This is a genomic window from Halorussus halophilus (assembly GCF_008831545.1).
Lineage (GTDB): Archaea > Halobacteriota > Halobacteria > Halobacteriales > Haladaptataceae > Halorussus > Halorussus halophilus.
In genome coordinates this window covers 2,024,566-2,050,144 of record NZ_CP044523.1, presented here as the reverse complement: position 1 = coordinate 2,050,144, position 25,579 = coordinate 2,024,566, and the positions used below count along the sequence as shown (strand labels likewise).

Below are 25,579 nucleotides of genomic sequence, written 5' to 3'. Positions count from 1 at the left end.
CATCGCCGCCCGTTGCTCCGGTCTGGAGACAAAGAGCATGTTCGGAATGAACCTATTCTCGGAGAAAGATGAATCGAAGACGACAGACAGCGAGGTTGAGGACGAAGTCGAGGAACTCGAATGGGTCGAAGAGGAAGGCCCGAGCGGGTCTCGGCGTGAAGTGCTGAAGACAGCGGCGGGTGCCGCAGCCACAGTCGGCGCTGGCGGAGCGGCGATGGCGATGGGGTCGGAGCCGACGTCTGCCCACACCGATGACTCATCCACTTACCAGTGCTACAAGTTCGTCGGGGCGAACGCCAAAGACCTCGGCGAGAGAGTCACATTCCCGGACGGTGGTTTTTGCCCCAACTTCGTCAATAATGGCGACGAGTACAGTGTCGCGTTCTGGTACGCCGCCGACCAAAGCAACTCTAGCGTCGAGTACGAGGTCGACCGGAAGACAGACGTCTACTGGAACGACTGCTGCCTCTCGATGCCGGACGGTGCCGTCCCGCTCGGAGGGTTCACGCAGGGCGACAACTCATACTGCACCACGTACTTCCTCAACCCCGTCTAGACGGAGAACCGCTCAAATTCAGGTCTCATTCGTTCGCCACCCTCTGGCGCGCGTCCGCGACGAACTCCTCCGGCAACTCTTCGATTTCGCCCGCCTGCACGCGCCAGAGGTTCGCGTAGAGTCCGTTGTCGTCCAGCAGGGATTCGTGCGTGCCGCTCTCGACGATACGGCCGTCTTCGACCACGAGGATGGTGTCTGCGTCCCGAATCGTCGAGAGACGGTGTGCGATGACGAACGTCGTCCGGTCCTCGGTGAGTCGGTCGAGACTGCGCTGGATGAGCAGTTCGGTCTCGGTATCGACCGCGCTGGTCGCTTCGTCGAACACCAGCACTGCGGGGTCGCCCAGAATCGTCCGGGCGATGGAGACGCGCTGTTTCTGACCGCCCGAGAGTTTGACGCCGCGCTCGCCGACTTCCGTGTCGTAGCCCTCCGCTAGATTCGTCACGAACTCGTGGGCCTCGGCGGCTTTGGCCGCTTGCTCGATTTCTTCCTGCGAGGCGTCGAACGTGCCGTACGCGATGTTCTCCGCGACGGTGCCGTCGAAGAGGAAGGTGTCTTGGCTGACGTAGCCCACCGAGTCGCGCAGACTGGAGAGGGTCACGTCGCGCACGTCGTGGCCGTCGAGTCGAATCTCGCCGTCGGTCGCGTCGTAGAGTCGCACGAGCAGTTTCAGGAGCGTGGTCTTGCCTGCGCCGGTCGGTCCGACGAGTCCCACGGTCTCGCCCGGTTCCGCGGTGAAGTCGATGTCTTCGAGGACGAGGTCAGCGTACTCCCAGTGTTCGGGGTCGTCTCCGCCGCCGTACGCAAAGTCCACGTGGTCGTATTCGACGCGGCCTTCTACGTCGTCCAGTTCGATGGCGTCCGGGGCGTCGGTGACCGTCGCCGGAACCGCCATCAACGCCAGAATCCGGGTCGCAGAGGCCTTGGCGTCTTCGTAGCGGTCCACGATTTGGCTCATCTGGGTCAGCGGTTCGACCATGCGCTGGACGAGCAAGAGGAACGTCACGAGCGCGCCGACGGAAAATTCTCCCGAGAACGCCAGTGGCGGTTCACCCAGAATCCACAGGCCACCGGCGACGAACGTGGCGACGAACGCGATAGAGGTGAGCAACTGCATGCCCGGTCGATAGACGAAGTTCAGACGGAGCGACTTCCAGTCGCGCTTGAAGTACTCGTAGGAGGCGTCGGTGATACGTTCGTCCTCGTAGTCTTCCGTGTTCGCGGTCTTGATGACCTGCATGCCAGCGAGGTTGTTCTCCAGTCGGGAGTTCAGGTCGCCGACGGACGACCGCACGTCCGAGTAGGCTTCTTCGACGGTTCGCATGAACCAGTAGGTGAACACGCCCGCGACCGGAATCGCGGCGAGCGTGATGAGCGCGAGTTGCCAGTTGAGCCACAGCAACACGCCGCCGATGCCGAGCAGGAGGACGCCCAACTGGATGGCGCTCGACATCATGTCGTCCAAGAACAGTTCGAGACGATTCGCGTCGTTGTTCAGAATCGACATCAACTCGCCCGTACGCTTGTCGTCGAAGAAGGCCATGTCGAGGCGCTGTAGCTTGCGATACGAGGCGGTTCGAACTTCGTGCTTTACTCTGTGTGAGAACAGATTCAGGCTGGTCTGGCGCACGAAGTTACAGACCGCCCCGAGAACGAGTGCGACCGCCATGAGAATCGCCGCGATTCGGAACTGCCCCATCTCCGAACTCGGAATCCACGAGGCGGGGACGAGCGGCAGTTCGAACGGCGCGTCGTCGCGAAACACGGAGTCGATGGCGACGCCCAAGACGACTGGCGGCACGAGTGCGAGCGTCCGCGCGAGCGTGCTCGTGAACACACCGAGGGCGAACCAGCGCCGCTGGCCGTCGCCGTAGTCGGCGAACAGCCGATACATCGGGTGGTCGATGTCGTCTCGCAAAGCTTCGAGCGTCTCGTCGTCGGGCGCGCCACTCATCGGATTGCGGAGTTGTCCCGCGGCACTGAAAAGGAGTCGTGTTCCGGCAGGCCGTTCAGAAGTCGTCCCGAAAGCTCAGAAGTCCTCGCGGAAACTCGGATGCGGCACTGGCGTCTGATCGTCCCACGTGTCGAGGTACTCCGCGAGTCGCGCGTGGGACTCCTCGGCGCGGCGCTTGCGCTCGGTCTCGGAAATCTCCTCACAGCCCTTCGGCACGTCGCGGTCCCGTCCGGTGAAGTAGCCCTCCGGAACGACCCAGTCGTGATAGAACTCGGGGTCGGCGTCGTGGACGAGCGTCAGGCCGACCTGCGCGCCGTGACCTGCCGCGACGATTGCTTGGTGGTACTGCTCTGCGAGTCGGCCAGCGGCGTACAGGCCTTCGACGCCAGTTCGACCGGCGTCGTCTACCGAGACGTACTGCTTGCTTCCGTCTTCGATTCGCTCTACGTCGAGGTCCCCGAGGTAGTCGCTGTCCTTCCACGAGGCCGCGACGACGCGGCGTGCTGTGAGCACGCCGTCGTCGTTCGGACTATCGGTCTCCACGTCGAATCCTGCGTTTGCACCTTCCTCGGCGTCACGGGGAGTCACGTGCGTAACTTTCTGCTCGCGGATTTCGCATCCCGCTTCCTCGGCTTGCTCTTCGGCCACCAGGCCGAACAACCGCGAGTCGATGCCGAGCGGGAACCCGAGGTAGTTCTCCAGGTGCGCGTTTCGCTGGAGAATCGAGACCCCGTGGTTCAGCACGAGCGTGTCCAGTTCCGCGCGGGCGGTGAAGACGCCCGCGGAGAGTCCGGCAACTCCGCCGCCGACGACGATGACGTCGTAGTCGGTCGTCATGGTCGAAGGTTTCGACCCCGTCGATACAAACCACCCGGTTTGGGCCGCGTCAGGTCCGTCTCCACGACTTCGTTCCGCACCTTTCACTCGCCGGAAGTTTTAGGCAGTACTCACCCGAAACCACCGGCGTGGACAACGTCGAAGTCAGCACCGTCGTCTACGTGCCGCCCGAGGAGGCCTACGAGTTCCTCATCGACTTTCAGGGCTACGCGAACTACTCGAAGCATCTGACCGGCGTAGACCGCCACGGCGAGGGCGGCGTCGGCACGGAGTACGACATCCACCTCAAGTGGTGGAAGCTCAACTACACCGTCCGTTCGGAGGTGACGGAACTCGACCGGCCGACCCGCATCGACTGGAAGATAATTAAGGACGTCCGCGCCCACGGCAGTTGGCTGGTCGAAGCCGCCCCCGAGGAAGCGCCGGACGACGAGGAGACCGCATCGCGGGTCCGACTCGTCATCAAGTTCGACGCCGACTCGGCGAGTTCTGACATGCTCAACCTCCCGCGACTCGTCTCGCTGGGTTGGGTGGTAGACAAAGTCGAACCGCTCGTCTTAGAGGAAGCAGAGCGCGTGGTCGAGCGCATCGTCGAAGACCTCGAAGGCGAACGCCGTCCGGTCGAGTTGACGATACACGACGCGCCGGACTCGGTCTGACTCAGAGGAACTCGATGCTTTGGACCGAGCGCAGTCGCTCGGCGAACTCCGGCAGTGAAACCTCGGCATCCCTGTCGAGCGCCACGAACAATCCGCCGTACTCTGTGAGCGGTACTCGGACGAAGGTGCCGTCGTCGAACCCCTGGACGACGAAGTTCAGTTCCCCGGCGCAGTACAGTCGCTCTTTGTGTTCGTCGCCGAGCGCGCCGTCCAACCCGAACTCCTCGGCCATCGCTTCGAAGTCGCCGTGCGAGTAGCGGTCCCGAACGTCGTCGCGGATGTACTCGAACTCCAACTTGTTGCGCTGGTACACCGCCATCGCGCAGAGCGAGTCGCCGACCTCGTCTAGGAGCCACTCGATGAGGTCCCCGTTCACCCACGCGACGCGCGATTCGTCTCGCTCGCGGAAGCTAACGCGTTGCTCGCGTTGGGAGTTGGGCCACTCGTCCATTGAGGGTCCGAGCCTTGCGACTTCCCCAAGTTATGCCGGTCGCATGAATTGAAAAGTCATTTTTAAGGGACACCGACAGTTGTAAGCAAGCGTCCACTCCCAACGAAGAGCGAACAGAAACAGGTTGCTCGACCGCGTTACTGGTCCATCTCGCCGTAGTCGCCGCCGTACTTCAGGAAGAAGTACGCGAGGCCGAGCGTGAACACGAGAGCAGCGGTCGTGGCGATGCCGAGCGTCTTCGCACTGCTGGGAATCGCGGGGCCGCTGGAACCGCCACCGCCAGCGTCCTGCGAGACCGTAATCGAACCGGTCATGCCCGCCGTCTTGTGGGGCTGGCAGAAGTACTCGAAGGTGCCCTCAGTGTTGAAGGTGTAGGAGTACTCGTGGCCCGTGTTGTACGTCTTGCTCGACCCGCCTTTCGTCCCTTCCCAGCCCGCGCCGTCGGGTTGGCTCTCGGGGACGACGTTGTGGTTGTCGCCTTCCCAGACCCACTTGACCGTGGTACCGGGTTTGACTTCGAGTTCTGCGGGGTCGAACTTGAGGCTCCCGCCAGGACCGACCGCGACGGTTTCAGTTCCGCCACCGCCGCCACCACTGCTACTGGAGTTATTCTCCTGGCCCGCCGCGGTCCCTGCCGCGGCCGCAGTCGCCGCTGTGCCCGTGGCCGCCCGCATGAAGCCGCGCCGCGAAACAGACTCGCTGGCTTCCGTCTTTGTCATACCAGAGGCTTACGGCGGGTGGTACAAGAATCCACCCTTTCGCTACCACCTTTTTCTCGTCGGGTGGCAACGGCGCGCTCCGCGCGCCTACCACCCTCCTCCAAAAAATCTGGACCAAAAAACCGACGTGGAGAATTCTGGCCGCTCAGCAGCCAGAATTCTCGCGTCTTCGGTGCAGTGGTACGACTGCCGCACTGCACAGCACCGCACCGCGAGAGCCACACACCTCCCCAACCGACTGCGGGCTTCAGACGCTCCCTTCGGTCACGTCTTCCAGTCCTCATCCCTCGCGCGGGATGGTTGCGGCCCGAGCAACCGGTCGCAACCGCGCGCGCCGGTCGGTCGTGAAAATTCGCGTCGGTTTCTCAGAGTGAGTAGTCGTACTCGCCGGTCTCGGTCTCCAAGAACGCCGTCAGGAGGTCGATGGTCGCGCTCACGTCCTCGGCGTTCGCACACTCCGTCACGGTGTGGAGATATCTGGTCGGGATGGAGATAGCTCCCACGGGTTTCGCGCCGTGGGTGTTCTGGAAGCCTGCCGTGTCCGTCGCGCCCGAGGGAAGCACTTCGAGTTGGTGGTCGATGTCGCGCTCCTCGGCGACCGAACGCATCCGACGGTGAACCTTCGGGGTCGTCACGACGCTCGAATCTTTAAGCTTGATGGCGGTCCCCCTACCGAGTTCGGTGCCGTAGTCTTCTTCCTTTTCGACGGCCGGAATGTCGTTGGCGACCGTGACGTCGAGCGCCACCGCGAGGTCCGGGTCCACGTCTACGCTGACTGCGGGTGCGCCCCGGACGCCGAGTTCTTCCTGCACGGTCGCACAGAAGTGAATCGTCACCCTCGGGTCCTCCACGCGCCGTGCGGCTTCGAGCATGGCGAACAGACAGATTCGGTCGTCCAGCGCCTTCCCGGTGACGTTGTTGCCGACCCGCTCTGTACGCTGTTCCATGCTCACCAAGTCCCCCACGGAGACCAACTGCTCGACTTCCTCGACGGGACGGCCCAAATCGACGTGGACGTCGTGGACCGAGAACTCCTCGTCGTCTTCGTCCTGCACGTGCGTCGGGATGGACCCGATGACACCTGTGAGGTCCCCGTCCGCTGCGTGGACGGTCACGCGCTGGGCGCGAAGGACGTCGGGGTCCCACCCGCCGAGGGCGTCGAGCGCGAGGAAGCCGTCCTCGTGAATGTGGCGAACCATGAAGCCGATTTCGTCCATGTGTGCCGCGACGGCGACCGATAAGTCGCTCTCGCCCTCGATGGTTCCGACGACGTTCCCCATCGAATCTGTGCGTACCGAATCGACCACCCCGTCGAACTCCCTGCGCACGAGTTCTCGAACTCGGTCCTCGTAGCCGGGCACCCCACTCGTCTCGGTCAACTCTTGCAACAACTCGAAGTCGAAGTCCATGTGATTCCGTGACAATCGCGTCCGTATAAACTTCGCCATCTCGTCTTCGACTTCGAGCTCTTCGGGAATCCGGATTCGAGCGACGCTCTCACAGCAGAATCCTCGCTACGACGGCTACCAATAAACTGACAACTGGTTTTCCGTGGTTCCGGAACGTTTTTGCTGACAACGATTCACACCCCGACTATGGCAGACGAAGAAACCAAGGCAGAACTCCGCCAGCAGTTCCACGACGCGTTCGAAGGTGCCGACTACCCTATCAGCAACCCGATGGACCTCGTCCCCGCGCTCCCGAACGGACCGGGAACGCGCTTCGAGGCCGGCGACGTGAGCTTCACCGCCATGGAACTGGCGACGAAGCTCTCGGACGCACAGGACTTCCCGTACGACGACGTCGATACCTTCGTCGACGACGTGATGACGGGCCTCGAACAGAAAGATATGCTCTGACTACTCGTCTTCTTCTTCCTCGTCCTCGTCCGGCAGTGCGACCAGCAGGACTTCCCACACGTCGTACTGCTCGTTGAAGTGGCTGTTCAGCACCCGGTCGTTCTCGCCGATGGGTATCGGCTGTTGTGGATGCGATACTTCCAGCCACGTCACCGTCGGTTCGGTGATGTCCATCTCTGCGATGTCCGCCGGTTGCGTGGCCTGCGCCTGCTCTCCCATGCCTCCTTCTCCGGGTCCTGTCGGTCTGTCTTGTCTCTCCATCGTACTCCCCATCACCGATACCACCGCTACCTACAAAAACCGTGTGGCAGACATTGAAACATGTGTCGAATAGGGTGAACGTTCCGGCGATACCAAATCGTGCCGGATAGCGCACGAAGCGTGCGGACCTTCGGGCGTCGGGACGGGAGAGGCTAATTGGGACGGGAGAGGCTAATTGGGACGGGAGAGGCCAGCGGTTTGCGGTGCTGTGTGGAGCGGGAGTTTCCAAACACGTGCTAACGCACGTTCGTGCTTCGGCCACGTGCTATCATACGTCCATATGTCTATATCGCCTCGCGAGTTGTACACTATAGTTGGTGAAATACAATGGCCACTGAGTTACAACAGTACGAATCGAACAAGAAGCTCGTCCGTTCGAACTTCGAGCAGCTCTGGAACGAGGGCGAGTACGGACTCATCGAGGAGATATGTACCGACGCCTACGCGGCCCACGAACCGATGGCTGGCGACATGGACCGCGACGAGTTCGAGGCGTTCGTCCGTGGCGTCCACGCGGGGTTCCCGGACGTTCACTTCGAGATCGAAGACATCCTCGCGGAGGGTGACGAGGTCTTCGTGCGCTACATCGGGACGGGGACCCACGACGGCGAGTTCATGGGCATCGACGGAACCGGCCGGAAAGTGACGGTTCCGGGGATGGCTCTCTTCCGCCTCGACGACGGAAAAATCGCCGAGTCGTGGTCGAACTGGGACGCGTTTGCGATGCTCTCGCAACTCGGACTCCTGCCCGACGAACTTTCGGCCTAATCGTATTTCTTGGACGGGTAAATTTCCAGCGAGCCGACGGCTCACGCGGCGGTTTGCGGCGACGGTCGGTTGCGGTGCGGTCGCGGCCGGTGCGGTACTTGCGGTCGCGGCCGGTGCGGTACTGTCGGTTCCGGAGGCGGTTCGAAGGATGCGGACCCGTCACTCACTGCGAACGCTGAGAGGTTCGATTTGCGAACCGAAATGGCGCTCGCAGTTCTTTTTAGTCGTGGTTTTTGCGCCGAGCGGTGCATACGCAAGTGAAGCGGGTGTGCAAGTGAAGCGGGTGTAGGGGATGGGGTGTGGGGGATGTAGGCTTGGAAGACACGGTTTGTCTTCCGGTGCCGAAGCGCGCCAACGGCACGCCACGGCACCCGAGGCGGAAAAAGTCGAGGGGAAGCTTAATGGATTCTCTGGCAAAAATTACTCGCATGTACGACGACGACGACCTCGCGGAGATACGCGACGCCAAGGAGGAGTGGGAAGACGACACCTTGGGTCCCGTCCTCGACGCCTACGGCGAGCGGAAAGACCGCTTCGCCACCGTCTCGAATCTCGAAGTAGACCGGCTCTACACCCCCGACGACGTAGGCGACGACGACTACGAGGAGGACCTCGGCATGCCCGGCGAGGACCCCTACACGCGCGGCGTCTATCCGACGATGTATCGCGGCCGGACGTGGACGATGCGCCAGTTCGCTGGCTTCGGCACCGCCGAGGAGACCAACGAGCGGTTCCACTACCTCATCGAGAACGGCCAGACCGGTCTCTCGACGGCGTTCGACATGCCGAGCCTGATGGGCAAGGACAGCGACGACCCGCTCTCTGACGGCGAAGTCGGCAAGGAGGGCGTCGCCGTAGACACATTGCGCGACATGGAGATTCTGTTCGACGGCATCGACTTGGACGAGGTCTCTACTTCCTTCACCATCAACCCGAGCGCGCCCGTTATCTACGCGATGTACGTCGCGCTGGCCGACCAGCAGGGCGTCGAGAGAGACGAGATTCGGGGCACCTTCCAGAACGACATGCTCAAAGAGTTCATCGCCCAGAAGGAGTGGGTCGTGCCTCCGCAACCGAGTCTCGACGTCGTCACCGACACCGTGGAGTTCGCCGTCGAGGAGACGCCGAACATCAAACCGATTTCCATCTCTGGCTACCACATCCGCGAGGCCGGTTCGACCGCAGTGCAGGAACTCGCCTTCACGCTCGCCGATGGGTTCGCCTACGTCGAGGACGCTATGGAACGTGGACTGGACGTAGACGAGTTCGCGCCACAGCTATCCTTCTTCTTCAACTCGCACAACTCCATCTTCGAGGAAGTCGCCAAGTTCCGCGCCGCCCGTCGCATCTACGCGAACGTCATGGACGAGTGGTACGGCGCTGAGGACGAGAAGTCCAAGCAACTCAAGTTCCACACCCAGACGGCGGGTCAGAGTCTCACCGCCCAGCAACCCCTGAACAACATCGTCCGCGTGACGATTCAGGCACTTGCAGGTGTTCTCGGTGGCACTCAGAGCCTCCACACCAACAGCTACGACGAGGCGCTCGCACTGCCGAGCGAGGAGTCCGTGAGAGTCGCGCTCCGCACCCAGCAGATTATCGCTGAGGAATCTGGCGCGGCGGACATCATCGACCCGCTCGGCGGCAGTTTCGCCGTCGAGAGTCTCACCGACGAGGTCGAAGAGGAGACAATGGCCTACATCGAGGAAATCAAGGAGATGGGCGACGGTTCGGTGCGGGACGGCGTCCTCGAAGGCATCGAGCAGGGCTACTTCCACCGCGAGATTCAGGACGCCTCCTACGAGTACCAAGAGCGCGTCGAAGACGGCGAGGAAGTCGTCGTCGGCGTCAACAAGTACGAGACCGACGAGGACACGAAGCCAGAAATCCTCCACGTAGACGAGGAGACCCAAGAGAAGCAACTGAACCGCCTCGCCGAGGTCAAAGCAGAGCGCGACGACGAGGCAGTCGAGGCCGCGCTGGACGACCTCGACGACGCCATCCAGAACGACGAGAACGTCATGCCGTACATCGTAGACGCCGTGAAAGCCTACGCGACGATGGGCGAAATCATGGACGTGTTCGAGGCCGAACACGGCAGCTATCAGGAGACCATCGGACTGGCATAAGTCGTCGTAAGTAGCAGAAGTTGTCTCTTATGTGGTCGTTTCATTCGATTTCGGAAGTTCAGTGGGGAGTGACAACACGAGCCGTCTCAGCGACCACGAAATCACTCGCTAGATGGTACCGACTCTCATCGGGGATTTATCAATCGTGCCAGTGTGTCACAGATTGTGACGGGTTCGAACCCCTACGGTCGCGCCATCCGCGACTTTCACGTCGGAGAACAGACCGAACCACTGTTGGACATTTGTGGCGAAGAGACCCGCGAGCATCCCATCGAGCGGTTCTACTTCGGCGAGTATTCCGGCGACGACTGGCTCGAATCGTGGTTGGAGGGGCCACTGCTCGACGTGGGTGCAGGCGTCGGTCAGCACGCGCTGTACTTCCAAGAGCGGTTCGAGACGGTCGCCATCGAAGTTAGCGACCACCTCGTGCAGACGATGCGCGAGCGCGGTGTCGAGGACGCCCGGAAGGCCGACATGTTCGCGCTCCGTGAATCGTTCGAGCGCGACCGCTTCCGGTCGGCGTTCGCCCACGGCACGCAGTTGGGACTCGCGGGGTCGATGGACGGACTTCGTCAGTTCCTCACGGACTTGGCGTACGTGACCGACGACGAGGCGACGGCGGTCCTCGACGGCAACGACCCCGACCACGAGAACGCGCCCGAAATCTTGGGCTACAAGCCAGACCCGACGCCGGGTCTCGCCTACCGCGTCTACCACTTCGAGTACGAGGACGACGTGAGTGAACCACTCCTGTTTCGGTTGTTCAGCCCTGACCGAGTTCGCGAGGCGACCGTCGGCACCGACTGGGAAGTCCCGGAAATCAAACGCGGCCCGGACGGTCACGGCCAGCACTACCGCGCTGTGTTCTCGAAACGCTAGCCGTCTGAACTGTCACGGCTCTCAAGTTCGCCCCGCCCGGACGACCAGCGGTGGAAGTGCCACTCTACAGCAACTTATAGACAATACTAGAAAAGTTATATTAAGATATAGAATAGTAGAATAAATGCGTATGAATTCCAGAAGAGACGTACTCAAGAAACTCGGTGCAGCAAGTACAGCAGGAATCGCCGGAACAGCGGCGCTCTCAGGTTCCGCGGCGGCGGACATGCCAGCGGTCGACTGGGAACCCGCCGACTCCAGCAACTACACGAGTGCGAACCGCGGTGCAGCCACGATCGACTGGATAATCATCCACACGGTCCAAGGGTCGGCCAGCAGTGCGGTCAACTGGTTCCAAGACCCCGACGCCGACGTGAGCGCGCACTTCACCACCGCCGAGGACGGCTACCTCTACCAGAGCCTCTCCGAACTCAACATCGGCTGGCACGCTGGGAACTGGAGCTACAACGAGGCCTCCATCGGCATCGAACACGGTGGTTACGTCAGCGGCACCTACGAGGACGCCCAGTACCGCAAGACGGCCGACCTCGTCGCCTACCTCTGTGAGCAGTACGGCATCCCGAAGGAGCGTGCCACCTACGTGCCCAGTGATGCAGGGGACAACGAGACGGGTGGCATCATCGGCCACGAGCAGGTCCCCGGTAGCAGCCACACCGACCCCGGCGACAACTGGAACTGGAACTACTTCATCGACCTCGTCAACTCGTATTGAGCGACGAACGATTGCACGGTCTATGAACGTTCGAGCGGGACCGACCCGCTCGCGCCGTAACTTCTTCCTGTTTTGCGCTCGAAACGAGAGCTATGGGCTACACGTGGCAGTACTACGACCTCGTGTTGGGTGCCATCCTGCTCACGATGGTGAGCGGTGTGGGAATCGGCTACGCCACCACGGTGGCGATACCGACGGCAGTGACAGGTGCCGGGTTCGTCGCGGCGGCGCTCATCGGCCACGGACTGTTCGTCAACGGCCCGGTAGACGAACCGAGCGACCTCACCAACGAAGTGGACACGTTGAACTGAGACGTAGTTTCCTGCTGGTAGATTATCACGCGATTTCGGACAGTAAATCGTTAGACCACCAAGTAATCCAGCGGTTCCTACGTGTTACCACGCGGCAAGCTTTATTGCTCTCCTTAGTGAGCATTAGCACGAACCTATGCCGGACGATACGGACAACGTAGAACTCGAAGCACGGCTCGAAGAACAGGAAGCGTTCGAGCCACCGGAGCAATTCGTCCAGCAAGCGAACGTCTCCGACGAGTCCATCTACGACGAGTTCGAACAGAACTGGCCAGAGTGCTGGGAACAAGCGGCCGAGTTGCTCGACTGGGACGACGACTACGACGAGGTCCTGGACGCCTCGAACCCGCCGTTCTACGAGTGGTTCACCGACGGCAAACTGAACGCCTCAGCGAACTGCTTGGACCGCCACCTCGACGAGCGCGGTGACGAGGCCGCTATCGAGTGGGTCGGTGAACCAGTCGAGGAAGAGAATCGTACCTACACTTACGAAGACCTGCATCGGGAGGTCAACGAGTTCGCCGCCGCACTCCGCGACAGGGGCGTCGGCGAAGACGACGTCGTGACGATGTACATGCCGATGATTCCCGAACTCCCCATCGCCATGCTCGCCTGCGCCCGCATCGGCGCGCCCCACAGCGTCGTCTTCGCTGGCTTCTCGGCGGACGCACTCGCCACGCGGATGAACGCCGCCGACTCAGAGTATCTGGTCACCTGCGACGGTTACTACCGCCGCGGCGACCCCCTCGACCATCTCGACAAGGCCAACGAGGGTCTCGCGGGCGTCGAACACGACGTGTCCGACGCAGTCGTAGTCGAGCGACTCCGCGACGGCGACGGCTTCGGCCACGACCTTGCCGACAACCAGAGTTCCTACGCCGACCTCGTCGCCGAACAGGAGGGCGAGACTGTTGAGCCAGTCCAGCGCGACGCCGAGGACATGCTCTTTTTGATGTACACTTCGGGGACCACTGGACAACCCAAGGGCGTCAAACATACGACTGGTGGCTACCTCTCCTGGGCCGCATGGACCAGCCAAGCTGTTCTGGACGTGAAACCCGAAGATACGTACTTCTGTGCGGCGGACATCGGTTGGATTACGGGCCACTCCTACATCGTCTACGGGCCGCTCGCGCTCGGTACCACTTCGATGATGTACGAGGGGACGCCTGACTACCCCGAACGTGACCGCCTCTGGGAAATCGTCGAAGAGTACGAGGCGAACCAGTTGTACACCGCTCCCACGGCAATCCGAGCGTTCATGAAGTGGGGCAGTGAGTACCCCGAGAAACACGACCTCTCCTCGCTCCGCCTGCTGGGGACCGTCGGTGAACCCATCAATCCACGCGCGTGGAAGTGGTACTACAAACACATCGGCGACGAGTCCTGCCCCATCGTGGACACCTGGTGGCAGACCGAAACCGGTGGCATGATGGTTACGACACTCCCCGGCGTCAAAACCATGAAACCCGGCAGTGCGGGACCGCCCTTGCCGGGTGTCGATGCACAGGTCGTAGACACGAACGGCGAGCAAGTCGAAGCAGGGCGCGCGGGCTACCTCACGGTGCAGAAGCCGTGGCCGGGGATGCTCCGGACCCTGTACAAGAACGACGAGCGCTACATCGACGAGTACTGGCGCGAGTACTCCGACACCGATTCGGACGACATGGACGACTGGGTGTACTTCCCAGAAGACGGCGCGAAGATAGACGACGACGGCTACATCACCGTCCTCGGCCGCGTAGACGACGTTCTCAACGTCTCGGGCCACCGTCTCGGCACCATGGAAATCGAGAGTGCCATCGTCGGTGTCGAAGGCGTCGCAGAGGCCGCCGTCGTCGGCGGCGACCACGAGGTGAAAGGCGAGGCCGTCTACGCCTACGTCATCACCGAAGACGGCTACGACGGCGACGACGAGATGGAGGGCCGAATCATCGAGGGCGTCGAGGGCGCCATCGGGCCAATCGCACGCCCCGAGTCCGTCGTCTTCACGCCCGAACTCCCCAAAACTCGCTCGGGCAAGATTATGCGCAGATTGCTCGAAGACATCGCCAACGAGGAGGAACTGGGCGACACCTCGACCCTGCGGAACCCGGACATCGTCGAAGACATCCAGTCGAAGGTCGGCGGCGACTGAGTCGGTACGGGTCGGAAAATCGACTGCAACTGTTTTTCTGCCGGGTCAGCAAATCGAGTAGATGATTTCGACCGACCCGTCGTCTTGGGCCGTCACGTGGGCGTTACCGTAGCAGGCACTCGTCTTCATCGTCACGCAGTCTTCCGACTGGGCGTCGCCGCCTTTCGGCTTCCCGCAAATCGTGAACGACTCGATACCGTCCGGGTCGGCCTGTTCGAGATTGTACAGTTCGGCTTCGGTTCCCGGCGGGAGTTCCTTCGTCGCCTCGAAGACGCGCTCTCCCGTCGCGTCCCGAACGATCCAGGCGTGGACCGTTCGAGTCTCGTTGCTCTGGTTCGTCGCCGTAATCTCGTGGTCCGGTTCCGGCGACTCCGACGCGTACGCAGTGGAGTACGTCTCGGTTTCCGTCGGTGACGCTGTAGTCGTCTCGGTGATTTCAGTGGATTCGGTAGTCGTCGAAGTATCGGTGGTCGTCGGCGACTCGCTCGTCGTCTCCTCGGAGGGTTTTTCGTTTCCGGTTCCAGAGAGACACCCCGAAGTCGAGACCGTCGCTCCGAGCGCGAGGAGGACCGACCGGCGGGATAGTGGCGGCATAGCTCGACGTTTCGTGCCTGCAGGGATAAGCTTTCTATAGACTGAAACGAGCGTTTCAGCGACGACTCCGTGTCGCCCGCTCGGGGTCGGTCGTCACGTCCCCAACCACGACCCCGACGAGACTTCGTGGCCGTTCTCTCGGCAGATGTCCGCGCCGCGCTTGCGCGTGGCCTTCCCCGAGGGGAGTCGGCCGTCTTCTCGAATTCGGGACGCTATCCACGTTCCGAGTTGCTGGCCTGCGGTCTCCCCGGCGATGCGCTGGACTTCGCGTATCGATTTCTCGTAGACTGTCCGTCGTGACTTACCCGTCTGGCGCTCTTCGTACCGTTCGCGTGCATCTAGCGATTCTTCCACCGCGTCGTCGATTCGTCTGAGTGCCCCCTGCACGCCCATGGTACGACCGACGGCGTGGGACTGGATAACTGTTTGCTGGTCGTGGTACGTGCAAGAATCCGGCCCACCGCAACGTATATCATGAAAGTTGCTAACTTACAGCTATGCAGAAACCACTGCTCGTGACCGACTTCCTCGACCGAGCGCGCGACTACTACGGCGACCAGGAAGCCGTCGTGGCGACGACTGGCGAGCGCTACAGTTACGACGAACTGGGCGACAGAGCAGACCGCGTGTCGGCCGCACTCGCGGAGCGTGGCATCGAGAAAGGCGACCGAGTGGCCGTTCTGGACCCGAACACCCACTACCACCTCGAAGCGGCCTACGGAATCATGCAGTTGGGCGCGGTCCACACGCCGTTGAACTACCGGCTGACGCCCGACGACTTCGCGTACATTCTGGACGACGCCGAGGTGAAAGCCGTCGTTGCGGACTACGAGTACGCCGAGAAGATAGAGGCAGTACGCGACGAGATACCGACGGAAGTGTTCATCTCGAACGACGGGGGTTCGACGGATGGTGACTGGGAGGACTTTGACGACGTGATTGCCGACGCTGACCCCGACGACTACCAGCGGCCAGAGATGGCAGAGGACGAGGTAATCACTATCAACTACACCTCCGGGACGACTGGCGACCCGAAGGGCGTGATGCGCACTCATCGAACCGAGACGTTGCACGCCTACCTCATCACGATCCATCAGGAACTCCGGGACGACGACGTGTACCTCTGGACGCTGCCGATGTTCCACGTCAACGGCTGGGGGCACATCTACGCCGTGACGGGGATGGGAGCGAAGCACGTCTGCACGCGCGGCGTCGATGCGGGCGAAATATTCGACGCGATAGTCGCGGAGGACGTGTCGTACTTCTGTGCCGCGCCGACGGTGCTGAACCTGCTCGTCGAGCAGTACGAGTCCACTTCACCGCAGACGACAGGGACGAACGACGTGCGCGTTGCGACGGCGGGGTCGGCCCCGCCGGAGGCCACCATCCGCACCGTCGAGGACGAGTTCGGTTGGTACCTCAAGCACGTCTACGGCGCGACCGAAACCGGCCCGCTCATCACGACTTCCGACGCGCGCCGACTCTTGGGCGACGGCGAGGAACGCTTCTCACTGAAGAAGCGCCAAGGCATCCCCTACCTCGGCACGGAGGTCGCGGTCGTGGACGAAGACGGCGAGGACGTGCCCCGAGACGACCAGAGCATCGGCGAAATCGTCGTTCGCGGCAACCAGGTGATGGAGGGCTACTGGAACAAACCGGAGGCGACCGAGGAGACCTTCAACGAGCGCCGCGAGGGCTGGTACCACACGGGCGACCTCGCGGTCGTGGACGAGAACGGCATGGTGTCGATTCAGGACCGCAAGAAAGACATCATCATCTCCGGCGGGGAGAACATCTCCAGCATCGAAATCGAGGACACGCTGTTCGACCACGACGCGGTGGCCGACGTGGCGGTCATCCCCGCCCCGAGCGACGAGTGGGGCGAGACGCCGAAGGCCTTCGTCGTCCCCGCGAGCGGCAATCCGGACGAACCAGGAGTGACGGAGGACGAGATTCGGGAGTTCACGAAGGAGCACATGGCCTCCTACAAGGCAGTCGGCCGGGTCGAGTTCGTCGAGGAACTGCCCGCGACTGCGACCGGCAAAATCCAGAAGTACGAACTCCGCGAGCAGGAGTGGGGCGACGAGGATAGGATGGTGGGGCAGGGGTAATCGAGAGAGGCAAGACATTGTGGCGTATCGGACGAATGGAGCGTTCGTCTGAAAACGGCCGGTGGAGCATCCACCCAGAAGCAGTCGATGAACCAAACCACAGGGTGGGACTTTCTACGAGGAAGTTGTGGTGTAAGTCACTGCTGTATAACAACGACGAACGCAGAAGCTAGCTACTCCCGAAACCGAGGAGAGACCGCACCGTCACGAGGTCACACCAGCGCGAGCCCTCTGTTCTCAGAAGTCCTGGAATAGTCCCATCTCCGCGTGAGTCGCCGAGAGACCAACACTCAATAACCATTCCATGCAACACAGTACCAATGCCCGAGCGAAAAGCACTCTGTTTCGACATGTACGGAACGCTCTGTGACACGAGTAGCGTCGGAGCGACTCTCGGCGAGGAACTCGACCTCACAGAGTCGTTCGCAGGAGACGTCACCGACCTCTGGCGACAGAAGCAACTCCAGTACTCCTATCAGACCGCGTTGATGGACGCCTACATTCCGTTCAGTGAAGTTACCGAGCGGGCGTTCGAGTACGCGCTGTCGTTCTACGACCTCGACCCGAGCGAGGCCTCACGCAATCGCGTCGTCGCGGCGTACGCCCACCTCGACCCGTTCGACGATACTGTCGAGGCTCTCGAACGACTCGGCGAGGACCACACCGTCGTCGTCCTCTCGAACGGCAACCCCGAGATGCTCGAAACGCTCGCGGAAAACGCTGGCCTCGCGTCGCACCTCGACGGCATCGTCAGCGCCGACGAGGTGCAGACGTTCAAACCGAATCCGGCGGTGTACGAGAACGCCGCCGAGCAGGTTGACCGAGACCTCTCGTCGTGCAAACTGGTCTCCTCGAACGCGTGGGACGTGGCGGGCGCGAGTCGGGCAGGCATGGCCACCGCGTGGGTGAACCGCGCACGCGAACCGATGGAGACGGTCGGCGGCGCGCCCGACCAGACTGTCTCGACGCTCGCGGAACTCGCCGACGAGTTGTCGTAGTGGGTCGTCTCTCTACGGATTCCTCGGGCAAACAACAGCTATCGGCGCGAAAAGTGGGCGTTTTCTAACATTCGTTCTGCGCGGGCGAACGCCGTGGCGATTTCGCGCCGTCGCTTCGGTATGGCTCCTCTCGCACGATATTTTACACATCCGGGGGCGTAATCTTCCCGTATAATTATTAAGTTCGTTGTCGTCCCGTGGTAGCATGGCACGGGGAGAAAAAACGGACGTGTCGCGCAGAGATGTCGTGAAGATGGCCGGAGCGACCGGTCTCGCGGGGGTTGCCGGGGTAACGGGGAGTGTGAGCGCACAGGAGTATCCGCCGCTGGGGAACTTTCCGATTCAGGGGGACGAGGCCATCTTCGGCTTCAACGTCCCGCAGTCGGGACCGTACTCATCGGAGGGCCAAGACGAACTCCGAGCGTACCGGATGGCGGTCGAACACCTGAACAACGGCGGTGGCTGGGTAAACAACTGGGAGGACCTCTCGGGCGACGGGGTCCTCGACAAGCAAATTGGCTTCGTCACAGGTGACACGGCGACCGACGCCGACCAAGCGCGCCAGTCCGCGCGGCGGATGATTCAGCGCGACCAAGCCATCATGATTACTGGCGGGTCGTCGAGTGCAGTCGCTATCGCGGTACAGGAACTCTGTCAGCGCGAGAAAGTGGCGTTCATGTGCTGTCTGACCCACTCGAACGACACGACAGGCAAGAACTGCGTGCGGTACTCCTTCCGGGAGATGTTCAACGCTTGGATGTCCGCACAGGCGCTCGCACCGGTCGTCACAGAAGAGTACGGTCAGAACCAGAACTTCTACCAGCTGTACGCCGACTACAGTTGGGGCCAGACCCAACAGGCGTCGATGCAGCAGTTCTTCACGGAAGCAGGGTGGTCACAGATGCAGAGCGTGGCGACGCCGCTGGGCACCAAAGATTACTCGTCGTACCTCTCGCAGGTACCGCGAGACCAGACGGACGTGCTGTTCCTGAACCACTACGGACTGGACGGCGCGAACTCGCTGACTCAAGCGAAGGACATGGGGCTCGACCAAGACATGGAAATCGTCGTCCCGCTGTACAACCGGCCGATGGCCCAAGCCGCGGGCGGAGCCATCGAGGGCGTGTACGGCACCGCCGCGTGGGACGCCCAAATCGACAACCCGCCGTCGAACCAGTTCACGCAGGCGTTCCAAGACAGGTACGAGCGCGTGCCGTCTGGCCCGGCGCAGTTGGCGTACGCTCAGACGCTCCAGTACGCGGCGGCAGTCGAACGCGCGGGGACGTTCTACCCGCCGGAGGTCATCAGGCAACTGGAAGGCTACAGTTACAACAACCTCGGAATGGGCGAAGAGACGATGCGCCAGTGCGACCACCAAGCGCAGCGCGCGGTACCGGTGGTGCAAGGACTGCCCGAGGGCGAACAGCAACAGGGGTCGTTCTTCGAGATAGTCAACCTCACGCCGCGCGACCAGTTGGGGTACCCCTGCGGAGAGGGACCGGCGGCGGAGTGCGAACTCGGACCGTACGAGTAGCACCGTCGCAGTCGAACTACGGAGCCGTTCGGCCACGCCGGATATTTTGTCGAATTTCGTATAAGTGACTAGTAGGTGTTAAAGGACATCCAATGGCCTTATAGTGATTTTGTGGAAGTTCTGTCAGTAATACATCAATAACTATTATTATCCATTGGTTGCAGCTAGTCACCATGTCACATGGCGATGGTGGCCCGACGAGACGTGACGTTGTCAAGGTCGCAGGCGCGACGGGACTCGCAGGTCTCGCCGGTTGTCTCGGCGGCGACAGTAGTGGTGACGATAACGAACAGACAGACACCGAAATGTCGGATGGAACCAACGACGGTTCCAACGACCAGCAGTCCGAAGACTATCCCCCACTTGGTAACTTCCCGGTACAAGGAAGCAAGGTCATCTTGGGATTCAACGTCCCCCAATCTGGCCCGTACGCTTCGGAAGGGAAAGACGAACTCCGCGGCTACGAGATGGCTGTCAAGCATCTCAACAACGGCGGCGGCTGGGTAGACGACTGGGACGACCTCTCCGGCGACGGCGTCCTCGGCAAGCAGGTCGATTACGTAACCGGCGACACGGCGACGGACGCCGACCAAGCACAGAAGTCTGCTCGGCGGATGATTCAACGGGACAACGCATTGATGGTCTCCGGCGGGTCGTCCTCGGCGGTGGCGATTGCGGTGCAGGAACTCTGTCAGCGCGAGAAAGTGACGTTCATGTGCTGTCTCACGCACTCGAACGACACGACGGGCAAGAACTGCGTGCGGTACTCCTTCCGGGAGATGTTCAACGCCTACATGACCGGCCAAGCGCTCGCACCGGTCGTCACAGAAGAGTACGGCGACGACCTCGACTTCTACCAGCTGTACGCCGACTACAGCTGGGGCAAGACCCAACAGGCGTCGATGAAGAAGTTCTTCGAAGAGGCTGGCTGGTCGCAGGTGGACAGCGTCGCCACGCCGCTCGGCACGAAGGACTACCAGTCGTATCTGTCGGAAGCGGCGAACTCCGGCGCAGACGCGCTGTTCCTGAACCACTACGGTCTCGACGGCGCGAACTCCCTGAAGGGTGCCATCGACGCTGGGATGGACCAAGACATGGAAATCGTGATGCCGCTGTACAACCGGCCGATGGCCCAAGCGGCAGGCGGAGCCATCGAGGGCATCTACGGCACCGTCGCGTGGGACGCCCAAATCGACAACGGCCCCTCGAACAAGTTCAGTTCCACGTTCGGCAGCGAGTACAACGGTCGGACGCCGTCCGGTCCGGCACAGTTGGCGTACGCCCAGACGCTCCAGTACGCGGCCGCGGCGGAGCGTGCAGGGACGTTCTACCCGCCGGAAGTCATCAAGCAACTCGAAGACTACAGTTACAGCAGTCTCGGGATGGGCGAGGAGACGATGCGCAAGTGCGACCACCAAGCACAGCGCGCGGTCCCCGTCGTGAAGGGACTCCCCGAGTCCGAACAGGACTCCGGAACGTTCTACGAAATCGTGAACCTCACCTCGCGAGACGACCTCGGCTACGGGTGCAGCGAAGGACCAGCCGCCGAGTGTAAACTCGGTTCCTACGAGTGATAGACGCGCCGTAGTTTATCACCAATATTTATGTCTGATAGAGGGTTGCTAACACATGGTAGATTCGATAGAGGGTCTCTCACATATGGTTGAAGATAACAGACGAATACGCATCGACGAAGAGCAAATTGGGCAGCGAGGGGAACGCCGATGAGCCTCGTTGCAGAAGTAACGCGAGTCCTCGTGAACGGACTTCAGCAGGGCGCGATTTACGTGCTGGTGGCAATTGGACTGTCCATCATCCTCGGGACGCTGAAGTTCGTCAACTTCGCGCACGGCGCGCTGTACCTCATCGGGACGTACGCTGGGATGCTCATCACGCTGAACGTCCAACTGACCGGCGGCAAACTGATGGACTGGGGGTACACCGAACTCGGTCTCGGGTGGGGATTCCTCCCCGCGCTGATTCTGGTCCCGATACTCGTGTTCGGGGTCGGCATCGTGATGGAGCGGTTCGTCGCACGACCGTTCTACGATAGGCCGGACACCGACCAGATTCTGCTGACCTTCGGGTTAGCAATCGTGATTCAAGAGGCGTTCAAGATACTGTTCGGCGGCCAGAGCTACAACTTCGCGCGCCCCGCGTGGGCGAGCGGACCGGTCGCCGTCCCGATTATCGGGAGTTTCCCGCAGTGGCGACTGTACGTCCTCGGCATCACGACGGCGCTCGTCATCGGCGTCTACTTGCTCATCGAGTACACCGACTTCGGACTCGTCGTCCGCGCGGGGACTCGTGACGCCGAGATGGTCCAGTTGCTCGGCATCAAGATAACGCGGCCGTACCTCATGGTGTTCGGCGTCGGTGCCGCGCTGGCGGGCGTCGCGGGCGTCGTCGGCGGGCCGCTGTACGCGGTCAACCCCAACATCGGCACCGAGATACTCGTCCCGGCGTTCCTCGTCGTCGTCATCGGCGGCGTCGGGTCGATTACCGGCGCGGTACTCGGCGGCATCCTCATCGGTGAGGTGCTGGCGATTCTGGTCGCCGTCGCGCCCCAGTGGTCGCAAGTCGGCATCTACGTGCTGGCGGCAATCGTCTTGCTCACGCGACCGCAGGGCCTGCTCGGCGACGAGGAGGTGGTGCCGTAATGGACGAAGGAACGGAACACGCAGAGGAGAGTGGCGCGGTCGTCGAACGAACCGAACGCGAGTTCCCCTCGTGGGAGCGAATCAAGGAGAGCGAGTTGTTCGTCATCGGCGTGACGACGCTGGTCGTCGCCATCTTCCCGTGGGTGTTCGCGGACGCTCCGGTCATCAGTGGCGTCCTGAACGGTTATCGGGACCTCGCGACGCTGATGCTCATCTGGGGCATCTTCGCCATGGGGTTCAACCTCCTGCTGGGCTACACCGGCCTACTATCGTTCGGTCATGCCGCCTTCTGGGGCGGTGCGGCCTACGCCGCGGGCGTGTTCAGTTCGCAGGTGTCGTCGAGTCCGCTGCTCATCATCCTCGCGGGGACGGTGTTCGCCGCACTGTTGGCGTGGATTCTCGGCTTCATCTCGCTGCGCCGGGGTGGCATCTACTTCGCCATCCTCACGCTGGCGTTCGGCCAGATGGCGTACTACCTCGCGTTGTCGCCGCTCTCCGAGATTACGAACGGGGAGAACGGATTCACTGCCGTCGAAATCGGTCCACTGCTCGGCACGTTCGACCTGCGGTACCCCGTGCCGGTCCTCGACGGCCTGCTTGGGACGTGGAAGTACGTGCTGGTCGGCGTGATGACCATCCTCTGTGTCGCCGCAGCCTACCGAATCCTGCTCTCGCCGTACGGCATGGTGTTCCGGGCGATTCGGGAGAACGAACAGCGCGCGGAGTTCGTCGGTCTGAACGTCTGGCGCTACAAGCTGATGGCGTTCATCATCTCTGGCGCGTTCGCGGGCATCGCCGGGAGTCTGTTCACGATTCACGGCGCGTACGTGCCCCTGCAGTCGCTCTACTGGACCGCCAGTGGGGAAGTCGTCATCATGGCGGTGCTGGGCGGCGTCGGGTCGCTGTTCGGCCCGCTCCTCGGTGCTGGACTCTACCTGTACGTCGAGAACATCATCAGCGGGGTCCAGAAGCTCACGCTCCCGTTCACGGGGCCGAACGAGTGGATTCAGCTGACCTCGGAACCCGTCGTCCTCATCGAAGGGTTCGGTGCGTACTGGCACCTCATCCTCGGACTCGTCTTCGTCGCCGTCATCGTGCTGTTCCCACGCGGCATCTGGGGGCTACTCGAAGACATCGTTGCGCGGGTGCGAAGCACGGGAGGTGACCGCTGATGGCACTGCTCGAAACCCGAGATCTTACGAAGTCCTTCGGCGGTCTCACCGCCGTCGATGGCGTCACCGTGGACGTCGAAGAGGGCGAGAGCATCAGCGTCATCGGTCCGAACGGCGCTGGCAAATCGACGCTCATCAACCTCATCACGCGGATGCTCGACCCGACGGACGGGGACATCTCGTTCAAGGGCGAGTCGATAGTCCACCACGAACCGCACGAAGTCGTCCAGAAGGGCGTCAGTCGGTCGTTCCAGACCGCCTCTATCTTCCCGGAGCTCACCGTGGAGGAGAACGCCCAAATCGCGGCGCTCGGTGCCGAGCACGGGGCGTTCCGCTTCAACTTCCTACGTCACCGGAACAACTACGGCGAGGTGGACGAACTCGCGAGTCGAATGCTCGACGCGGTGGGTCTGCTCGGCCAACGGGACGTGACCGCCGAAGACCTGCCGTACGGAGACAAGCGACGACTGGAAATCGGCATCGCGCTCGCCAGCGAACCCGACCTGCTGTTGATGGACGAACCGACCGCAGGCATGTCACCCGAAGAGACGGCCTCGACGGTCGAACTCATCAAGGAGGTCCAAGAAGAACTCGGACTGACCATCCTCTTGGTCGAACACGACATGGAAATCGTCTTCGACGTGTCCGACCGCATCGTCGTACTGAATCGTGGCCGCGTCATCGCCAAGGGGACCCCCGAGGAAGTGCAGGGCGACCCCGACGTCCAAGAGGCGTACCTCGGAGGGTCGGAAGCGTGAGTTCCTTGCTCGAACTGGACGCCGTGGACGGCTACTACGGCGAGAGTCACATCCTGCGTGACGTGTCGATGAGCGTCGAGGAGGGCGAAGTCTGTTCGCTCCTCGGCCGCAACGGCGCGGGGAAGACGACGACGCTGCGCTCGATTTCGGGCGCGCGACCGCCGAACGTCCACGACGGCACGATTTCGTTCAAAGGCGAGGACATCACCGAGATGGCTCCCGAAGACATCTCGGCGCGGGGCATCTCGCTCGTTCCGGAGGAACGGCGGGTCTTCCCGAACCTCACCGTCGAGGAGAACCTCCATCTGGCCGAGGTGTCGGGCAACCGCTCGAACACCATCGGTCGGCAACTGGAGCAGGTTCGCGCCGAACACACCGGGATGACCACCGAGCAGGTGTACGAGGAGTTCCAACGACTCCGCGAGCGCCGGACCCAGAAGGCAGGCACGCTGTCCGGTGGCGAACAGCAGATGCTCGCCATCGCCCGCGCGCTCAAGCAGAACACCGACCTGCTGTTGCTGGACGAACCCTACGAGGGACTGGCACCCCAAATCATCGCCGACGTGGAGGACGCGATTCGCCGAATCAGCGAGACGGGCACGACAATTCTGCTGGTCGAGCAGAACGCCGTCGCCGCGATGGATTTGGCCGACCGCTGTTACGTCGTAGACCAAGGGAGCATCGTCTTCGAAGGAAGCGCAGAAACACTCCGAAACGATGGCGAAACCAGAGAACGATACCTCGGCGTCTGAACCGAACGAGACTGCGGCGTCCGACCCGACCGAGGACGTGGCGTCCGAACTGTTCGACGAACTCCTCGCCGCCGACGTGCTGGTCGAGGGCGAGGCGGGCGTCAGAACCACCGACGAGTTCGACGACACCCACGCGGTGTACCACGACTCGTACGTCGGCGTTCCCGACGAGGAGTTCCACGAGTCGGTCGCGGCGACGTTCGGACTGCCGGACTCAGAGACCGCCGCGGACGCGATAGTCGAACGGGGACTCACTCGGACCGACCTCGCCGTCGCGCTGTCGGTCCGCTCGCACTGCGACGACTTGACCGCGAACGAACTCGCCGTCGCGGCCGGGATGGTCGGCGAAATCGTGCCGAAGACGCCGGTTCCGGCAGACTTACCGGACGTCAGCGACGACCCCGACTGGTTCGTCACGGTGAACGACCGCGCAGTCGTCACAGTGTGGAAACGCTTCTGTGACCCCTGCGAGCGAATCAAAGACGACTTGGACGCGTTGCTCGATGGCGCTCCAGAGTCGGTGGCGGTCGCAGGCATCGACGGCGAAGTCGCCGTCGAGTTCTGCGAGGAGTTCACGGTGGACGCCGCGCCCGGCTTCGTACTGTTCGAAGACGGCGAGGCGATTCGGACCGTGACGGGGAGCGACCGTGAGGAGATTCGGTCGGCACTGCGTGCGGTGTATTCGTAAGTCCGGACCCCATTTACCACTACTTTTCTTGCGAACGATTCTCACAGCACCGCAAACCC

Annotated in this window: 26 protein-coding genes; 18 read left to right on the top strand and 8 right to left on the bottom strand. The window is 62.0% G+C overall.

Translation table 11 applies throughout. From position 1 onward, the window contains the following. The first annotated feature begins 37 nt into the window (after positions 1–37). The gene (locus F7R90_RS10100) at positions 38–556 is read left to right on the top strand and encodes a ubiquinol-cytochrome c reductase iron-sulfur subunit N-terminal domain-containing protein (protein ID WP_158057326.1); all 519 of its coding nucleotides are present in this window, start codon (positions 38–40) and stop codon (positions 554–556) included. A 25-nt stretch (positions 557–581) separates the two neighbouring features. Here the strand turns inward: F7R90_RS10100 and F7R90_RS10095 are convergent, their stop codons facing one another. Together F7R90_RS10095 and F7R90_RS10090 are read right to left on the bottom strand one after the other, a co-directional pair. Further along, the gene (locus F7R90_RS10095) at positions 582–2,510 is read right to left on the bottom strand and encodes an ABC transporter ATP-binding protein (RefSeq protein WP_158057325.1); all 1,929 of its coding nucleotides are present in this window, start codon (positions 2,508–2,510) and stop codon (positions 582–584) included. A 75-nt stretch (positions 2,511–2,585) separates the two neighbouring features. After that, positions 2,586–3,347 (bottom strand): FAD-binding protein, encoded by a 762-nt coding sequence (locus tag F7R90_RS10090; RefSeq protein ID WP_158057324.1) that lies wholly within the window; start codon positions 3,345–3,347, stop codon positions 2,586–2,588. A gap of 128 nt (positions 3,348–3,475) precedes the next feature. On the opposite strand from F7R90_RS10090, the gene F7R90_RS10085 reads away from it, so the two are divergent. After that, positions 3,476–4,006, top strand: a complete 531-nt coding sequence (locus tag F7R90_RS10085; protein WP_158057323.1) for a type II toxin-antitoxin system RatA family toxin — start codon at positions 3,476–3,478, stop codon at positions 4,004–4,006. Position 4,007: 1 nt separating this feature from the next. Here F7R90_RS10085 and F7R90_RS10080 read toward each other — a convergent pair whose 3' ends face one another. From F7R90_RS10080 to F7R90_RS10070, 3 genes are all read right to left on the bottom strand, one after another. Next, on the bottom strand, positions 4,008–4,457 hold the full coding sequence (locus F7R90_RS10080) for a hypothetical protein (protein WP_158057322.1): 450 nt from the start codon (positions 4,455–4,457) through the stop codon (positions 4,008–4,010). A gap of 137 nt (positions 4,458–4,594) precedes the next feature. Then, complete coding sequence (locus F7R90_RS10075) at positions 4,595–5,176, bottom strand: plastocyanin/azurin family copper-binding protein (protein WP_158057321.1); 582 nt, start codon at positions 5,174–5,176, stop codon at positions 4,595–4,597. A 365-nt stretch (positions 5,177–5,541) separates the two neighbouring features. Further along, complete coding sequence (locus tag F7R90_RS10070; RefSeq protein ID WP_158057320.1) at positions 5,542–6,585, bottom strand: M42 family metallopeptidase; 1,044 nt, start codon at positions 6,583–6,585, stop codon at positions 5,542–5,544. Positions 6,586–6,771: 186 nt separating this feature from the next. Between F7R90_RS10070 and F7R90_RS10065 the strand changes: the two genes are divergently transcribed. Beyond that, positions 6,772–7,035 (top strand): MTH865 family protein, encoded by a 264-nt coding sequence (locus F7R90_RS10065; protein WP_158057319.1) that lies wholly within the window; start codon positions 6,772–6,774, stop codon positions 7,033–7,035. Here the strand turns inward: F7R90_RS10065 and F7R90_RS10060 are convergent, their stop codons facing one another. Then, positions 7,036–7,254: a hypothetical protein gene (locus tag F7R90_RS10060; protein ID WP_158057318.1), complete on the bottom strand. Its 219-nt coding sequence runs from the start codon at positions 7,252–7,254 to the stop codon at positions 7,036–7,038. It lies immediately after the preceding gene. A 369-nt stretch (positions 7,255–7,623) separates the two neighbouring features. Here F7R90_RS10060 and F7R90_RS10055 point away from each other — a divergent pair, with 369 nt between their 5' ends. From F7R90_RS10055 to acs, 6 genes are all read left to right on the top strand, one after another. Beyond that, complete coding sequence (locus tag F7R90_RS10055; RefSeq protein WP_158057317.1) at positions 7,624–8,064, top strand: ester cyclase; 441 nt, start codon at positions 7,624–7,626, stop codon at positions 8,062–8,064. A 428-nt stretch (positions 8,065–8,492) separates the two neighbouring features. After that, positions 8,493–10,193, top strand: coding sequence for an acyl-CoA mutase large subunit family protein (locus tag F7R90_RS10050; protein ID WP_158057316.1), 1,701 nt, complete (start codon positions 8,493–8,495; stop codon positions 10,191–10,193). Positions 10,194–10,358: 165 nt separating this feature from the next. Then, a complete protein-coding gene (locus F7R90_RS10045) occupies positions 10,359–11,072 on the top strand; it encodes a methyltransferase domain-containing protein (RefSeq protein ID WP_158057315.1) in 714 nt (237 codons plus the stop codon). A gap of 130 nt (positions 11,073–11,202) precedes the next feature. Continuing rightward, positions 11,203–11,805: an N-acetylmuramoyl-L-alanine amidase gene (locus F7R90_RS10040; RefSeq protein ID WP_158057314.1), complete on the top strand. Its 603-nt coding sequence runs from the start codon at positions 11,203–11,205 to the stop codon at positions 11,803–11,805. 92 nt (positions 11,806–11,897) lie between these two features. Continuing rightward, entirely contained in the window at positions 11,898–12,116 is a 219-nt protein-coding gene (locus F7R90_RS10035) for a hypothetical protein (protein WP_158057313.1), read from the top strand. 136 nt (positions 12,117–12,252) lie between these two features. Beyond that, a complete protein-coding gene (acs, locus tag F7R90_RS10030; protein WP_158057312.1) occupies positions 12,253–14,253 on the top strand; it encodes an acetate--CoA ligase in 2,001 nt (666 codons plus the stop codon). Positions 14,254–14,298: 45 nt separating this feature from the next. Here acs and F7R90_RS10025 read toward each other — a convergent pair whose 3' ends face one another. Beyond that, positions 14,299–14,847 carry a hypothetical protein gene (locus F7R90_RS10025; protein ID WP_158057311.1) on the bottom strand — a complete coding sequence of 183 codons (549 nt, stop codon included), beginning with the start codon at positions 14,845–14,847 and terminating at the stop codon, positions 14,299–14,301. A 93-nt stretch (positions 14,848–14,940) separates the two neighbouring features. Continuing rightward, the gene (locus F7R90_RS10020; protein WP_158057310.1) at positions 14,941–15,240 is read right to left on the bottom strand and encodes a hypothetical protein; all 300 of its coding nucleotides are present in this window, start codon (positions 15,238–15,240) and stop codon (positions 14,941–14,943) included. A 104-nt stretch (positions 15,241–15,344) separates the two neighbouring features. On the opposite strand from F7R90_RS10020, the gene F7R90_RS10015 reads away from it, so the two are divergent. From F7R90_RS10015 to F7R90_RS09975, 9 genes are all read left to right on the top strand, one after another. Then, a complete protein-coding gene (locus F7R90_RS10015; RefSeq protein WP_158057309.1) occupies positions 15,345–16,958 on the top strand; it encodes a long-chain-fatty-acid--CoA ligase in 1,614 nt (537 codons plus the stop codon). Positions 16,959–17,278: 320 nt separating this feature from the next. After that, on the top strand, positions 17,279–17,956 hold the full coding sequence (locus tag F7R90_RS10010; protein ID WP_158057308.1) for a haloacid dehalogenase type II: 678 nt from the start codon (positions 17,279–17,281) through the stop codon (positions 17,954–17,956). 205 nt (positions 17,957–18,161) lie between these two features. Then, complete coding sequence (locus tag F7R90_RS10005; RefSeq protein WP_158057307.1) at positions 18,162–19,490, top strand: substrate-binding protein; 1,329 nt, start codon at positions 18,162–18,164, stop codon at positions 19,488–19,490. 173 nt (positions 19,491–19,663) lie between these two features. After that, the gene (locus F7R90_RS10000; protein WP_158057306.1) at positions 19,664–21,064 is read left to right on the top strand and encodes a substrate-binding protein; all 1,401 of its coding nucleotides are present in this window, start codon (positions 19,664–19,666) and stop codon (positions 21,062–21,064) included. 150 nt (positions 21,065–21,214) lie between these two features. Beyond that, positions 21,215–22,150: a branched-chain amino acid ABC transporter permease gene (locus F7R90_RS09995; protein ID WP_158057305.1), complete on the top strand. Its 936-nt coding sequence runs from the start codon at positions 21,215–21,217 to the stop codon at positions 22,148–22,150. Next, on the top strand, positions 22,150–23,322 hold the full coding sequence (locus F7R90_RS09990) for a branched-chain amino acid ABC transporter permease (protein ID WP_158057304.1): 1,173 nt from the start codon (positions 22,150–22,152) through the stop codon (positions 23,320–23,322). Before F7R90_RS09995 ends, F7R90_RS09990 begins: the two co-directional genes overlap by 1 nt. Continuing rightward, positions 23,322–24,080, top strand: a complete 759-nt coding sequence (locus tag F7R90_RS09985; protein ID WP_158057303.1) for an ABC transporter ATP-binding protein — start codon at positions 23,322–23,324, stop codon at positions 24,078–24,080. Before F7R90_RS09990 ends, F7R90_RS09985 begins: the two co-directional genes overlap by 1 nt. Next, entirely contained in the window at positions 24,077–24,832 is a 756-nt protein-coding gene (locus F7R90_RS09980) for an ABC transporter ATP-binding protein (RefSeq protein WP_158057302.1), read from the top strand. The genes F7R90_RS09985 and F7R90_RS09980 overlap by 4 nt, the downstream gene beginning before the upstream one ends. Beyond that, a complete protein-coding gene (locus F7R90_RS09975; RefSeq protein WP_158057301.1) occupies positions 24,798–25,520 on the top strand; it encodes a thioredoxin domain-containing protein in 723 nt (240 codons plus the stop codon). Before F7R90_RS09980 ends, F7R90_RS09975 begins: the two co-directional genes overlap by 35 nt. Positions 25,521–25,579: the final 59 nt, after the last annotated feature.